Origin of the sequence: Thioclava sp. JM3, assembly GCF_002213185.1 — a bacterium.
In the GTDB taxonomy this organism is placed as follows: Bacteria; Pseudomonadota; Alphaproteobacteria; order Rhodobacterales; family Rhodobacteraceae; genus Thioclava; species Thioclava nitratireducens.
On the sequence record NZ_NBOB01000008.1, the window covers coordinates 138,917 to 152,833 of the forward strand.

Annotated in this window: 11 protein-coding genes; 8 read left to right on the forward strand and 3 right to left on the reverse strand. The window is 63.1% G+C overall.

Translation table 11 applies throughout. The annotated features are described in order from the left end of the window. The first annotated feature begins 119 nt into the window (after positions 1-119). The 5 genes from B6V73_RS15865 to B6V73_RS15885 all read left to right on the forward strand — a co-directional run bounded on the left by B6V73_RS15865 (position 120) and on the right by B6V73_RS15885 (position 5,333). Positions 120-599, forward strand: coding sequence for a MarR family transcriptional regulator (locus B6V73_RS15865; protein WP_077701293.1), 480 nt, complete (start codon positions 120-122; stop codon positions 597-599). Continuing rightward, the gene (locus B6V73_RS15870; protein WP_088725714.1) at positions 596-2,401 is read left to right on the forward strand and encodes an MFS transporter; all 1,806 of its coding nucleotides are present in this window, start codon (positions 596-598) and stop codon (positions 2,399-2,401) included. Before B6V73_RS15865 ends, B6V73_RS15870 begins: the two co-directional genes overlap by 4 nt. Positions 2,402-2,405: 4 nt before the next feature. Then, entirely contained in the window at positions 2,406-3,446 is a 1,041-nt protein-coding gene (locus B6V73_RS15875; protein WP_088725715.1) for an HlyD family secretion protein, read from the forward strand. 291 nt (positions 3,447-3,737) lie between these two features. After that, positions 3,738-4,439 (forward strand): 2-oxo-hepta-3-ene-1,7-dioic acid hydratase, encoded by a 702-nt coding sequence (locus B6V73_RS15880; protein WP_240504159.1) that lies wholly within the window; start codon positions 3,738-3,740, stop codon positions 4,437-4,439. A gap of 144 nt (positions 4,440-4,583) precedes the next feature. Next, a complete protein-coding gene (locus B6V73_RS15885; RefSeq protein ID WP_088725716.1) occupies positions 4,584-5,333 on the forward strand; it encodes an aldolase/citrate lyase family protein in 750 nt (249 codons plus the stop codon). Between the two features lie 1,610 nt (positions 5,334-6,943). Here B6V73_RS15885 and soxR read toward each other — a convergent pair. Beyond that, positions 6,944-7,384, reverse strand: a complete 441-nt coding sequence (soxR, locus tag B6V73_RS15905; protein ID WP_088725719.1) for a redox-sensitive transcriptional activator SoxR — start codon at positions 7,382-7,384, stop codon at positions 6,944-6,946. Between the two features lie 435 nt (positions 7,385-7,819). Between soxR and B6V73_RS15910 the strand changes: the two genes are divergently transcribed. Further along, complete coding sequence (locus B6V73_RS15910; protein WP_240504155.1) at positions 7,820-8,248, forward strand: VOC family protein; 429 nt, start codon at positions 7,820-7,822, stop codon at positions 8,246-8,248. A gap of 267 nt (positions 8,249-8,515) precedes the next feature. On the opposite strand, the gene B6V73_RS15915 is transcribed toward B6V73_RS15910, so the two are convergent. Next, positions 8,516-9,901: a sensor histidine kinase gene (locus B6V73_RS15915; protein ID WP_240504156.1), complete on the reverse strand. Its 1,386-nt coding sequence runs from the start codon at positions 9,899-9,901 to the stop codon at positions 8,516-8,518. Next, on the reverse strand, positions 9,898-10,569 hold the full coding sequence (locus B6V73_RS15920) for a response regulator transcription factor (RefSeq protein ID WP_088725720.1): 672 nt from the start codon (positions 10,567-10,569) through the stop codon (positions 9,898-9,900). The genes B6V73_RS15915 and B6V73_RS15920 overlap by 4 nt, the downstream gene beginning before the upstream one ends. A 151-nt stretch (positions 10,570-10,720) precedes the next feature. On the opposite strand from B6V73_RS15920, the gene B6V73_RS15925 reads away from it, so the two are divergent. Together B6V73_RS15925 and B6V73_RS15930 are read left to right on the forward strand one after the other, a co-directional pair. Then, positions 10,721-11,797 carry a tricarboxylate transporter gene (locus B6V73_RS15925; protein WP_075774266.1) on the forward strand — a complete coding sequence of 359 codons (1,077 nt, stop codon included), beginning with the start codon at positions 10,721-10,723 and terminating at the stop codon, positions 11,795-11,797. Positions 11,798-11,876: 79 nt separating this feature from the next. Then, positions 11,877-13,907 carry a tripartite tricarboxylate transporter permease gene (locus B6V73_RS15930; RefSeq protein ID WP_075774267.1) on the forward strand — a complete coding sequence of 677 codons (2,031 nt, stop codon included), beginning with the start codon at positions 11,877-11,879 and terminating at the stop codon, positions 13,905-13,907. Positions 13,908-13,917: the final 10 nt, after the last annotated feature.

The window sequence follows — 13,917 nt, forward strand, 5'->3', positions numbered from 1 at the left end:
TCCGTTTCGCAATTTCGCACGGCCCCCTGTGCAGGGGACCCATGTTGATCCTCGCGACACAAAAGATATGTGGGATGGGACAAAAACGTTAGCAGGCTAACTTTATTCCCGAGGGCCCCATGTCCGACCGTGCCGCAGAACTATCCGTGCCCAGCGAAGCCGCCCGCCGCGACCGTGCCGAGTTGACGCGCACGATGATGCTGACGGCGCGTTCGGTGCGCGCGATGTTCGACGCACAGGCGCGGGACATGGGGCTGACCTTCGCGCGGGCGCAGGCCATCCTTGCGATCTCGCGCGACGAGGGGATGAGCCAGCGGCAACTGGCGGAAACGCTGGTGATCGAGACGCCGACGCTGAACCGCACGCTCGACGGGCTGGAGAAGCTCGGCTTCGTGGAGCGGCGCGCCGATCCCAAGGACAAACGCGTCCGCCAGATTTTCCTGACCGATCACGCCCGTGCGAACGCCTCCGAGATCGAGACCTTCGTCGAGGCGCTGCGCGCGCAGCTCTACGAAGGACTCGACGCCGACGAGGTCGCCCGCGCCCGCAAGACGATGGAGCGGATGCAGGCCAACCTCGAAAGGATGCGCGGCCAATGAATTCCCAGATTCGCAATCTCAACGGCCCGGATGCGCGTCCGACGGCCGCCGAACCGGTATCGCCGGACGAGCGGACGCTGCACGAGCGCGCGCGGTCTGAAGAGGCGGAGACGCGACCCGCAACCGAGGCCGCCGCAGAGCGTGAAGTCAAGCAAGACGAAGCCACAGCGGCAGAGACCGCAGAGCCGGACGTCGCACCGCAGCCCGCCGCTCCGCCAGAGCCCGACCATTCCGGTGCAAAGCGGGTCGTCTATGCCAGCGCAGCCGTTTTCGTGGCGCTGTCGCAATCGCTCGCGACCGGTTTCGTCTCGGCCAACCTGCCGCAGCTGGCGGGCGATCTGCACGCCACCACGAACAACACCTATTGGGTGATGGCGGCCTTCATGGCGCCGCGCGCCTCTATGCCGCTGATGCTGATCCGTATCCGCGACCAGTTCGGTCTGCGGCGCTTCGCCGAGGTGGGGATCGTCTGCTTCGTGCTGGCGATGGTGCTGAATCTCTGGGTCGACGACCTGCATTCCGCAGTGATCGTGGCGTTCCTGAGTGGCTGCGCCGCCGCGCCGCTGTCGAGCCTCGGCTTTCTCTACATGCTGGAGGCCATACCCGCTGCACAGCGTCTGAAGGTGGCTATCCCCGCCGTTCTGACGATGATCATGGTGGGCAGGCCTCTGGCGCGGGTGCTGCTGCCGGACCTCACCGCGAATGCCAGTTGGCACGCGGTGAGCCTTTTCCAGATGGGCATGGCGCTGGTGGCGCTGGCGCTGATTTTCGCGCTGCCGCTGACGCCGCGCCCTCTGCAAAAGGTGCTCAAACCGCTCGATTTCGTCTCCTTCAGCCTGCTCGCGTTCGGGTTCGGGGCGTTCACCAGCGTCTTCATGTTCGGGGCGCTAGATTACTGGACGCAGACCGAATGGTTGGGCGTGGCGCTCGTGGCGGCCATCGGGATGGTCGCGGGCGCGGTGCTGATCGAGATGCAGCGCCCCAATCCGCTGATTGATTTCCACTGGCTGCTGAGCCCGCCAATCCTGCATCTGGCGGGAACGCTTCTAGTGTTCCGCATCGCGCTCGCCGAGCAGAGCGCGGGCGCGGTCGGCTTCCTGCGCACCATGGGGCTTCAGCCCGGGCAGGAGCAGTTGCTGTTTGGGATCATCGCGCTGTCGATGCTCGCCGCGACCGGCGTGCTGATGCTGACCAATAGCGGGGCGCGTGCGCCGCTGTTTCACGGCATCGCACTGGTTCTGATCGCGGCTGGGGCGTGGCTCGATTCGCAATCGACCGCGCTCACCGGGCCCGAGCAGATGTATCTCAGCCAGGCGATGGTCGGTTTCGCGGGCATCCTGTTTCTGCCGCCCGCGATGGCGAAAGGGCTGGGGGCGGCCTTCGCGAAGGGACCGCATTACCTGCTGAGCTTCGTCGTGCTGTTCCTGGCCACGCAATCCATCGGCGGGGTCATCGGCTCCGGCCTGTTCCGCTCGCTGGTGGTCGACCGCACCGCCTATCACATGGCGCAGCTTTCTCCGCAGATTTCGCCCGACAATCCGATGTTGAGCCAGACCCTCGCGCAGAGTGCTGCTTCGCTTGGTGGCCAGACCGCGGATGCGGGCGCACGGGCCGGGGGCGCGCTGTCCTCCGTCGCCTCCGCGGTGCAGCAGCAGGCCGCGATCCTCGCTTATGACGATGCGTTCCGCGCGGTCTTCTGGTTCGCGCTGGTGGCGCTCGCCGGGCTGATCGCCCATCTCGCATTGCAGCGAAGCTGGCCGCTCCCGCGCCTTACGCCCTCCACCCCTATTTCCACGAGTTGATCCTATGTCCCAGACCCGCCGCTATATTGCGTCTGCCCTGATCCTTTTGATCGCGCTCGCCGGCGTCGCGACCGTGCTCTATGCATGGCGCCTTCCGCCTTTCCGTTCCGACGTCGCATGGACCGACAATGCCTATCTGCAGGGCAAGGTCACGCCGATCTCCGCGCAGGTCGCGGCCGAAGTCACGGCGGTGCCTGTCAGCGATTTCGAGGAGGTCAAGAAGGGCGATGTGCTGGTGCGGCTGGACGATCGCGCGTTGAAAGCGGCGGTGGAACAGGCGCAGGCCGCGCTTGAGACGGCGAAGGCCGCGCAGTCGAACGGGGCGCAGGCGGTGAACTCGGCCAAGGCGACGCTGGAGGCGAAACAGGCCGCGCTGGCCTCGGCGAAAGCGGCGCAGGCCACCGCGCAGACCGCGCGCGACCGGGCCTCGAAGCTGACGAAGAAAAGCTATGTCTCGCAATCGGATGCCGATCAGGCGCAGCTTACGCTCGAACAGGCGAAGGCGGGCGTGCAAGAGGCGCAAAGCGCCATCGATGTGGCCGAACAAGCGGTTCAGACGGCGGAATTGAACAAACGCTCGCTCGCCGCGAAGACCGATGCCGCGCAGGCGTCGCTGGATGCGGCGCAGGTGGCGCTCGATCATGCGGTGATCCGTGCGCCCCAGGATGGGCGACTGGGTCAGGTTTCGGCTCGGGTCGGCAAGTTTGTCAGCGCCGGGAGCACGCTGGTTTCGCTCGTGCCCTCCGACCTCTGGCTGATCGCGAATTACAAGGAGACCCAGCTGGCAGGGCTGCGCATCGGTGAGCCGGTGACTTTCACCGTCGACGCTCTGGGGAAGACCGAGTTCAGAGGCCATATCGAACGGTTCTCGCCTGCCACGGCAGGGCAGTTCAGCCTGCTTTCGGGCTCCAATGCGACCGGCAACTTCACCAAGATCGCGCAGCGCGTGCCGGTGCGCATCTCGATTGACCCGGATCAGCCTCAGACTGCGAGATTGGCCCCGGGACTATCGGCCGAGGTCAGCGCGCCGCAGCACGGATACTGACCTTGCGACAGCTATGCGGAAGATGCAGCGCGGCTATGTCGAATAAGCTATTTCTGCGCCGCAGCATCTGTGCGAAAACAATCCCAACGCAGCGGGCAATTCGCTGCACCAGTTCCTGAGGCTCTCTCCTCCTCCCTGAGCCTCGGAAATTGGCGGTGGCCTCTCTCCTCCTCCCTGAGGTCACCGCCTCCTCCTCCCCTCCGATGACTGACGTGGGCCGCTTAACCGCGGTATTTCCTGTGTGGGAAGCGCTTGACGGTGGCCTGGCTGCTGAGCCTGCGCCATCCGGAGATGACGCTTGACGACGCCTATGCGATCCAGTCGGCGCAGATGGCGCGCAAGCTGGCGGCGGGGCGGTCGATCCTTGGCTGGAAGATCGGTTTGACCTCAAAGGTGATGCAAGCCGCGCTGAAGATCGAGACGCCGGATTCGGGCGTGCTCTATGACGATATGCTGTTCGCCAGTGGCGCAACCGTGCCCGCGGGCCGTTTCATCCAGCCGCGGATCGAGGCCGAGATCGCCTTCGTGATGAAAGCGCCGCTCGATGCCACGGCGGATCGCGCGGCGGTGCTGGCGGCGACCGATTACGTGGCCCCGTCGCTGGAGATCCTCGACACCCGCATTCTGCGCGCCGATCCCGCGACCGGGCAGGCGCGTGTGATTGTCGATACCGTGTCGGACAACGCGGCGAATGCGGGGGTCGTGCTGGGCGAGGCGCGCCACGATCCGGCCAAGGTCGACCTGCGCTGGACCGGTGCGATCCTTCGCAAGGATGGCGAGGTCGAAACTACCGGGCTAGGCGCGGCGGTGCTGGACGATCCGGTGCAGGGGCTGGTCTGGCTCGCGCGGCGAATGGGCCAATACGGCCAGCGGATCGAAGCGGGGCAGGTGATCCTGTCGGGCTCGTTCATCGCGCCGATCGAGTGCCCGCCCGGGACCCGGATCGAGGCCGATTTCGGCACCTTCGGAAACGTCGCTATTGCCTTCGACTGAGACGGGACGTCATCCAAACCCGGCGGATCGCTGTTTGCGAAGTGCGACCCGCGTCTGTTTCGAATAAACTCCGAACCAACCTTTTCAAGACGGCCCCGGGCATCCCTCCCGCGCGTGCCGAGGTCAACAAGAGAGAAAGTCACGATGGTCGATCTGCCAAGGAATTCGTTCAAAGCCGCGCTGGAAGCCTTCGAGGTCCAGCGGGGCTGTTGGTGCACGATGAGCGATCCGCTCGCCACCGAGCTGATCGCCGGCTGCGGTTACGACTGGATGATGTTCGACACCGAGCATTCGGCGCTCGACGCGCGCAGTGTTTTGCCGCTGCTGCAGGCGGTGGCCCCGTATCCTCTCTCGCCGATCGTGCGGCCCGGCTCTCTCGACGCGGCGGAGATCAAGAAAATCCTCGACCTCGGCGCGCAGACGATCCTCGTGCCGATGGTGCACGACGCAGAGATGGCGCGCGCTGCGGTGGCGGCGGTCGAATATCCGCCGCGGGGCATGCGTGGGGTCTCCGGCATGAACCGCGCCACGCGCTTCGCGATGGTCCCGGGCTATCACAAGGTCGCACGTGAAGAGATCTGTCTTGTCGTACAGATCGAGAGCGTCGAGGGCCTCTCCAATCTCGAAGAGATCGCGGCCGTGCCCGGGGTTGACGGAATCTTCGTCGGACCTGCGGATCTGGCCGCCTCGCTTGGGCACCCGGGCGAGCCTTCGCACCCCGAGACTACTGCGGCGGTGCTAGATGCGATCACGCGCATCCGCGCCGCGGGCCTGCCGCCGGGCATCCTGACCACCGACGACGAGGTCTATCAGCGTGCGCTCGAGGCCGGCGCCGTTTTCGTCTCCCGTGACATCGACCTGATCGCACTGCGCAAGGGGCTCACCCTTGGGTAAGGGCACCTTCGGACGCGAAAGAGGTTACGTCTGATGCCATGACGTTACAGAGCTTGGTCAGCGCTGAGATCGGCGACGGCACGTTCCTTTGGAGCTGTTGCATGCCGAGCTGGCTCTGTACCCACGCGACGCGCGCAGCGGTAGAGGAGGATGTCGCCGGCTTTGGTCAGGGTGGCGGGCTGGTGACGCCACCCCGATTTCGTCAGCGTGATCGGGGCCTTGTTGCCTGTCGCGCCGTGCTTTGCTCGCCTTCTTGCGATTGCACTTCTCTTACAGCCAAGGAAGCATAGCGGAAAATTCCAGTTTCAAACGGTCCAATTTTCTCGGGGCGGAGCTGGGCTCAGCCCATCCCGCGGGAGCGTAGACATTCATCGCTGGAGCGCTCCAGGACGGCTTCCATCGCTTTCTTTGCGGCCTCCGGCTCGCGGTTTTCGACGGCCCTGAGGATTGCGCTATGAAGGGCGACGACCTTGGCCATTTTGGACGGTCCGCGCTTCGGTCTTCGGTCTCGCTCGCCAAGAGCGAATAGAGCGCGGTCTGCAGGGGATCGCAGAGTGACTGGAGAAAACGGTTACCCGACAGACGCAGGATCTGGCGATGGAGATCGAGAACCGCGAGCGCGAACGCACCGCGGCTCGCGGCAACCTCCAACGCATCGCAATGCGCCGACAAGGCGGCCAGAAAGGAAAAAGGGCGCCGCTGCATCGTGTGTCAGCGCAGCACGCCCGTGTCGAACATGTTCCATTCCGTGGTCGGGCAGACGCGGGTGCCCACCTTCGCCTTGGAAACCAGTATGCTCTTCGCGATCAGCGTTTTCTTCGTTTCGCCGACAATCGATCTCTTCCCCGAGGAAGGCGGCCGAAATCACAGCTGCGGTCGCTCAGGCGGGGGCAAGAACGGCACGAATATAAGGACGCTGTGAGAGGCGCTTTTCCTTCTCTGGATGCAGTGCGTGACGGGCCCCAACCTACTCGGATCGACCGGGAAGCCCGTCGTGCCTTTCGATCGAGGCCAGGTCATTGTCCCAGTTCGCGCGACTGGAAACGCAAATATGCGCGGTGGGTCGAATTTTGAGCGGGCTATCGAGTGAGCCCGCTGGAACGACGAGCGAGCCATCATGCGCTTGACAGAACGGCAGCGCCGACCCGCAGTCTGCACAGAAGCTCTTCACATGCTGTGTCCCGGGAACGCGAAACACCCTGATGTTTTCCGCCCCGGACATCCAGGTGATCTCAGCAGTCGATGAAAACAGGTTCGCGGAATGGGCCGTGCCGCTATCTTTGCGGCAGCGTCCGCAATGGCACAGGAAGAAGCTCTCGAACTCTCCCGATATACGAAACCTTACGGCTCCACACTGGCACTTTCCGTGCACCTCGTTATCCATTCCTAAACCCCCCGACACGCCCCGACTTCCGGCGCAAAGCCTCACAAGGAGCAACGCGAGCGTCAACATCTCACGCACACCCTAATGCCGATGATCGGCATATCGACGATCAGCGAGATCGTTCAGCGTCAAACGGGATGCCGCTGTGAAAACTGACGTCTATTTCGAATTCACCCAAATCTTTTTGATGATCGCACTAATTTTCGGCCGTGCCTTTGCCACGCTCTCAGATATCCTCGATCCACTTTCTTGGGCCCGTTCCACGCTGACGCAGCTCATCCTTGGGATTGAACATCTCGCAGGATTTCAAGGAGAGGCAGCCGCAGCCGATGCAAGCGGTCAGAGTCTTTCGCAGCCGCTGAAGTTGGGCAATCTGCTCGTCGACCCGGTGCGTCCACTTCTCTGACAGCGCCGCCCAGTCTTCCCCGGTCGGAACATGGTCTGTCGGCAGCTTGTCGAGTTCGGTTTTTATCTCTTCAAGCGTCATGCCGAGGGTCTGAGCGAAAGTGATAAAGGCGAGGCGCCGCAGAACGTGGCGTGGGAAGCGTCTGTGCCCGGAGCCAGCCCGCTCGGACGAAATGAGCCCGCGCTCCTCGTAATAGCGCAGCGCCGAGGAGGCGATGCCGCTGCGGCGTGAAATTTGATTGATGGTCAGCGTCGTGTCCATGGTCCGGTCGTTTCTCAAATTTCAGCATTGACCTCAAGTTAGCTTGAACTTTTAGAACGCCGCTCGTCCGACAGTCAACGGAGAACACCAATGCGACAGATTCACGCTTATCCTTCGGCTCAAAAGTCGCAGGCTTTCCACATGCCGGGACAGGTGGGAAGCAGTCGAGACCGGCTGAACGTTGGGAGCGCATCATGACGCCAGAGGCGCACCCGCAAGCTTTGCAGCTGCGCGATGAACTTCATTGCTTGCTCCGCCGCCATAGAGCGACGTCTGTCGTTTGCGCGCTGTTGTGGGCGTTGCTGCGGTCACGGCAGAGAACCAAATCGATCGCTACGACTACCCTTTGCTCGCATATCCGGCGCGACGTTGGCCTACCACCCGCGCCGCCGGACGCGAGGCGATATAACGAATTGCACTGACAGGAGATCAGAAATGCCCATCGAAATCGACAGCGAAACCGCGCCCGCGAACAAGTTTACAGACATGATCGAATGTCATGGCCTCATCCTCTTCACCGAACGCTACGAGGCCTGCGTAGAGTTTTACCAAACCAAGCTCGGTCTGCCGCTTTGGTATGAAAAGCCAGGGCTGACCTGCCTTCGCTTCGGCGACGGATATTTGATGATCGAGACCGGCGGACGCGCCGAAGTCACCCGGAAAGACATTTCTCAAAACCCGGTTGCGTTGCGCTTCAACGTCTCAGACGTGAAGGCTGCGGCCAGCCTGCTGGAGGCTCAAGGCGTGCCAGTCGAAGTCAAAATGCACGACTGGGGCACGACCGGCGCGTTCATCGATCCGGACGGCAACGTGTGCAGCCTGAAGAACGCCGACGATCCCTTCTTTACCGACGAGCAAGGGTAATGATGTGCAGCCTTCCCAAGATAAAGTGGCAGCCGTCAAACGTTCTCTCTCGGACGCGCAGGGTATCTGTGGAAGGTGAAGCAACTGCACAGGCGCGAAAATACGGCCACGTAGCTTCAGCAGCTCGGCGTGCTTGACGGGCACCGCAGAGCTGGGTGGGCCACTTCGGCCCAAAGCGGTCCTTGCGTTTCCAGCGAGAAAGCATCCGCTTCGAACGTCGAACGGACACTCACCCGAACACTCGTAGTTCCCTCTGCGGAGGTCGCTTCAACAGTCGCCCGGGAGACACGCGGCAAGCGGAAGCGTCAGTCGGACACGAGTTCCGCGGTCGCAGGGGGCTAGTCTCACCTCCCCTTTGTGGCGGTGCAAAATCTGTTCGACTATCGCGAGACCAAGACCGGTGCCTTGCCCGTTCCTAAGCTGTGAGAAGCGCCGAAATGCGGTCTCCTCTTGATCGAGTGGAATGCCGACTCCGTCGTCTTGCACTGTGATTATGGCTTCCCCCCCGGATTGTTCCGTCTTCACAGCGATACGGGTCATTGTCGGGCCGCCGTGGTGAAGGGCGTTCTCCAGCAAGTTCCGCACCGCCTCACCGATCAGAACAGGGTCGCCGCTCACGGGAAGGGGCTCGGGGGACGTTTCGAGTTCGAATTCGATGTCACGCGAAAGCGCCGCGGAGCCAAAGCTGCGGCAGGCCTCTTCCACGACCGTATTCAGGTCGAACGCCTCAATGGTGTCCCCGCCTTCGTAGCGAAGCCGCTCGAGCGAGAGGAGTTGGTCCGCCAGTCGGGCGGAGTTGCGCGCCGCCTCGATTAGATCCTGCTGGCGCGCCTCGCGTTCGGCTGGATCGCGCACGCCCGGCAGAGTCTCGGCCAGTGCGAGGAGGGCGGAAGCAGGATTGCGAAGCTGATGGGCCGCATCGGAAATGAAGGCTTGATGGGTTTCTATGCTTCGACGCATCTGCAGCAGCAGCCTGTTGAGAGTCGTAACGATTCCCATGACTTCTTTAGGCACTGGGCGTTTGATGCGGGCGAGATCATCGGGAGAGCGTTTCTCGATCGCGGCCTGAAGATCGTTGAGAGGCCGGAGACCGATCTGGACACCGAACCAGATCAGCAGACTCAGCGCGACCATCAGAACGACGATGACGGCTGCCGCCCGTTGGGCCAACTGGCGAGCGAAGGCACGGCGATCGCTCGCGCGTTGCCAGACCGTGACGACGGTTTCTCCGGTCATGTTGCCAATCGTTCGACGTTCATGCATCCGCATGACGCGCACCAGTTCGCCGCGATATTCCGCCATATAGTAATAGGGCTTCTCCTGCGGCACGTCGGTTTCGGGGCGCGGCGGATAGGCGTAGCCGGTCACGTATATCCCGCCCGGTCCGGTCACGTGGTAAAAGACTTCGCCGCCGCCTGCGTCCGAAATGATATCCCGGGTGCTCGGCGAAAGCGCATCGCCCTCAGAGATCGCGACATCGCGCGAAATTGCCAGTGCCGCGGCGAGGAGACTACGATCGAAGAGCTCTTCCGAGGTTCGTTGCCCCACCGTGAAGCGCCACCACCCTAACAGGATTGAGACCAGAAGGAGCGGCGGGAGGATGACGAGGAACAGCCTCATCCGCAAGGACATGGCCTTGGGCTGCGAGATCATGAAGCTTCCACCTCGAGCATGTAGCCCAGGCCTCGAGCCGTCTTGATCTTGATTCCGTATGGCTCAAGTCGTTTGCGCAGTCGCGAGACATGCGGTTCGATCGCGCTGTCCTCGGCATCCGAGCCGGTGCCGTAGACATGCGTGATCAATGCCGATTTGGAGACGATCCGTCCGCGCCGTTCGAGGAGACATTCCAGCGTGGCGATCTCCTTGCGCGGAATTTCGAGCGGAGTTTCGTCATGCATCAACTGACGGCTGGTGCGGTCGAAGACGAGCGGACCGAACGTGTCGCGCTCCATGAATTCGAGGTTCTTGCGTCGTGCCATCGCCCGCAACCGGGCTTCCAGTTCATCCATCTCGAAGGGTTTGGTGAGGTAGTCATCCGCCCCTGCATCCAGCCCGGCAACCCGCTCGGCCGTTTCAGAGCGCGCGGTCAGCAGGATCACCGGCGCCCCGTCGCCGCGCCTGCGCAGCGCCCGCAACACCTCGATCCCGTCCATCCCCGGTAAATTCAGATCCAGAACGATCAGATCCGCGCCTTCCTGCGCGAGGAAACGGTCGGCCTCGAGCCCGTCATGCAGAAGGTCCACGGCATGGCCGCGATCCCGCAGGCGGAAGGCGATGGCGCGGGACAGAGCCTCGTTATCTTCGATGACGGCGATGCGCATGGTTACTTCTTTGTCATGTTGCGCAAGTTTCGCGCAAGGTTAGGACGACATGTTGCCGGTGTAGGAGGAGGGATTCGTCCCTTGAGGAGAATAACTACATACCGGCCGGCTTCGAGCCCGCCCGGTTCGAAAGGTCTAAGGGAGGACACTAATGACCATCAAGCAATTCGTATATTCTGCGGCGGCGCTCGCCTTCATGTCGGCACCGGCCCTCGCGGATGTCGACTTCAGCGGCAAGACCATCGAATGGGTCATTCCGTTCTCGGAGACGGGGGGCTCTGCGAAATGGGCCAACTTCTTTGCGCCGCTGCTGGCGCAGGAGCTGCCGGGCAAACCTACCGTGATCGTGAAGTTCATGCCGGGCGCAGGCTCGACCAAGGGCGCGAACTGGTTCCAGGAGCAGCGCTACGAGGACGGCACGCTGCTGTTCGGCACCTCCGGCTCGACGCAGTTCCCCTATCTGCTCGGCGATCCGCGGGTGCGCTACGAGTATTCCGACTGGATCCCGGTCATGGCATCGGGCACGGGCGGCGTGGCTTATCTCAATCCCGAGGCCGGCAAGAAATTCGACGGGTCTGCGAATAACCTCAAGGATCTCAACTTCATCTACGGTTCGCAGGGTGCGACCCGTCTCGACCTCGTGCCGCTTCTCGCATGGCGGATGCTGGGCATGAACGTGGAGCCGGTCTTCGGCATCAAGGGGCGCGGCGACGGTCGCCTGATGTTCGAACGCGGCGAGGCGACGATCGACTACCAGACGACGACCGGCTATCTCGGCGGCTCGCTCTCGATGGTCGAGGATGGCAAGGCCGTTCCGATGATGACTTGGGGCGCGCTCGACGAGAATAACAACATCGTCCGCGATCCGACCTTCCCCGATCTGCCGACCTTCAAGGAAGTTTGCGAAGCCACCGATGGCTGCGAAACCTCCGGCGAAGCCTGGGATTCGTGGAAAGCGTTCTTCATCGCGGGCTTCCCGGTTCAGAAGATCGCGTTCCTGCCGCAGGGCACGCCCGATGACGTGGTCGAAGCCTATACCGAAGCCTTCGACGCCGTGCGCAACCGTCCGGACTTCAAGAAAATCGCGGCACAGCAGGTTGGTAAATACGACGTCTTCGTCGGCAAGGGCGCCGAGCAGGCGACCAAGGAAGGCACGACCGTATCTCCCGAAGCCAAAGCCTATGTGACCGACTGGCTTCAAGAAGCCTACGGCGTTTCGCTGAACTAAGCGAAACCCTCGAGCGGTCCCTTCCTGCGGGACGCGGACCGCTCACTTTCTCATAATCCTAAAATTCGAGGTGGGCGAGATGGATGTCTTCGCAACCGCCGTGCCTGCGCTTGGCGAGGCATGGGCTCTGATTCTGCAACCTGTTGTTCTGGGATACCTGGTGCTCGGGGTCGTTATGGGCTTGGCCGTGGGGGTCTTCCCCGGTCTCGGCGGCATCGCCGGCCTCTCACTCCTGCTGCCATTCATGTTCGGCATGGACCCGGTGTTGGGGCTGGCCCTGATGGTGGGCATGGTCGCGGTCGTGCCGACCTCGGACACCTTCGCCTCCGTACTGATGGGGATCCCCGGGTCCTCGGCGAGCCAGGCGACGGTTCTCGACGGCTTCCCGCTTGCCAAGAAAGGGCAGGCGGCGCGGGCGCTCTCGGCCGCCTTCACTTCGTCCCTCTTCGGCGGTCTCGTCGGTGCGCTGTTCCTGACCATGTTCATCATGGTCGCCCGGCCGCTGGTGCTGGCCTTCGGCCTGCCCGAGATGCTGATGATCTCGATCCTCGGCCTCTCGATGGTCGCTGTGCTCGCCGGGCGCGTGGCGCTCAAGGGCCTCGCCGCCGCGGGGCTTGGCATGCTGATCGGCACGATCGGCGAAGCCGATGCCGGCGGCAGCCTGCGCATGGCGACCTATGACATTCCCTATCTCACGGACGGGCTGCAGCTGGTGATCGTCGGTCTCGGCATCTTCGCCTTGCCCGAAATCGTCTCGCTGCTTCGTCAGGACAGCTCGATCGCCAAGGACGCGACGCTCGGCGCCGGCTGGAGCCAAGGCGTGCGCGACTGGGTCGCCAACAAATGGCTGTCCGTCCGCTGCTCGCTGATCGGCGTAATCGTCGGCGTGATCCCCGGGCTCGGCGGGTCGGTCGTCGACTGGATCGCTTACGGCCACGCCGTTCAGACCACAAAGGACAAGTCGAATTTCGGCAAGGGCGAAATCCGCGGCGTGATCGGCCCGGAGAGTTCGAACAACGCCAAGGAAGGCGGCGGCCTCGTCCCGACGCTGCTCTTCGGTATCCCGGGCTCGGGTTCGATGGCGATCTTCATCGGCGCGCTGGCCCTGCTGGGATCGGGCGATATCGAGGTCGGTCCCAACATGCTGCGGGACAATCTCGATATCACCTATTCGATCGTCTGGCTGCTGGCGCTGGCAAATGTCGTGGGCACGGTGCTCTGCATCGCGGCCTCGGGCGGGATCGCGAAGCTGACCACGATCCGCTTCACCTATCTCGCGCCGTTCCTGTTCATGCTGATTTCCTTCGCGGCCTTCCAGTCAGGGCAGAATTTCGAGGACATCCTCGCCCTGTTCGCGATCGGCCTGATCGGGATCTTCCTGCGCCGGTTCGACTGGTCGCGCCCGGCGTTCCTGATCGGTTTCGTGCTGTCGAACCCTGTCGAAAAATTCTCCAACCAGGCCTTCCAGATCGCATCCTTCCGGTTCCGCAATTCCTTCTCGGCGGGCGTCGATTACCTGTTCTCGCCCATCGTGATCGTCTTGCTCATCGTGACGGTGGTGTCGGTCTTCCTCGGGCTGCGGCAGGCGAAGTCGATCATGGCCGAGGGTGATGTACAGTCGGGCTCCAAGCGCGCGCCGCTGATCTTCCTGCTGGTGGTCATGGGTTACGTGATTGCGGCGCTCGTCAACGCGAGCCTGATCCCGAACTACAACATGACCGACAAGATCGTGCCGCTCGTGGTTGGGGGCATCACGCTGACAGCGCTGGTGATCCTTCTGGTGCAGATGATCCTGCGCGCCGAGCGTGACGTGATCTTTGCGGACAAGGAAGTCTCGGGAGAGGATGCGGACGCGCCCTACGGCCTGTGGGGAACGCTCGCGTGGTTCGCGGGGCTGATCGCGGCGACTTACGTCGTCGGCTTCATCCTCGCCCTGGCCGGATTCCTCGTCACCTTCCTGCGCATCCGCGCCCAGGCCAGCTGGCCCAAGACGCTGATCCTCGCCGCCAGCGGCATCGCCCTGATGTGCGTCATGGCCGGCGCGCTGAACCGCGATTTCCCGCCCGGCCTGCTGCAGCACGCAGCCAATCTTCCTTGGCCCCTGAAATGACCCGACGGAG

Bases quoted from the DNA above. Each gene is read 5' to 3' on its own strand.
- B6V73_RS15925 (WP_075774266.1), top strand. From the start codon at position 10,721: ATGACCATCAAGCAATTCGTATATTCTGCGGCGGCGCTCGCCTTCATG.
- B6V73_RS15880 (WP_240504159.1), top strand. From the start codon at position 3,738: ATGACGCTTGACGACGCCTATGCGATCCAGTCGGCGCAGATGGCGCGC.
- B6V73_RS15910 (WP_240504155.1), top strand. From the start codon at position 7,820: ATGCCCATCGAAATCGACAGCGAAACCGCGCCCGCGAACAAGTTTACA.
- B6V73_RS15885 (WP_088725716.1), top strand. From the start codon at position 4,584: ATGGTCGATCTGCCAAGGAATTCGTTCAAAGCCGCGCTGGAAGCCTTC.
- B6V73_RS15875 (WP_088725715.1), top strand. From the start codon at position 2,406: ATGTCCCAGACCCGCCGCTATATTGCGTCTGCCCTGATCCTTTTGATC.
- B6V73_RS15865 (WP_077701293.1), top strand. From the start codon at position 120: ATGTCCGACCGTGCCGCAGAACTATCCGTGCCCAGCGAAGCCGCCCGC.
- B6V73_RS15930 (WP_075774267.1), top strand. From the start codon at position 11,877: ATGGATGTCTTCGCAACCGCCGTGCCTGCGCTTGGCGAGGCATGGGCT.
- B6V73_RS15915 (WP_240504156.1), bottom strand. From the start codon at position 9,901: ATGATCTCGCAGCCCAAGGCCATGTCCTTGCGGATGAGGCTGTTCCTC.
- B6V73_RS15920 (WP_088725720.1), bottom strand. From the start codon at position 10,569: ATGCGCATCGCCGTCATCGAAGATAACGAGGCTCTGTCCCGCGCCATC.
- B6V73_RS15870 (WP_088725714.1), top strand. From the start codon at position 596: ATGAATTCCCAGATTCGCAATCTCAACGGCCCGGATGCGCGTCCGACG.
- soxR (WP_088725719.1), bottom strand. From the start codon at position 7,384: ATGGACACGACGCTGACCATCAATCAAATTTCACGCCGCAGCGGCATC.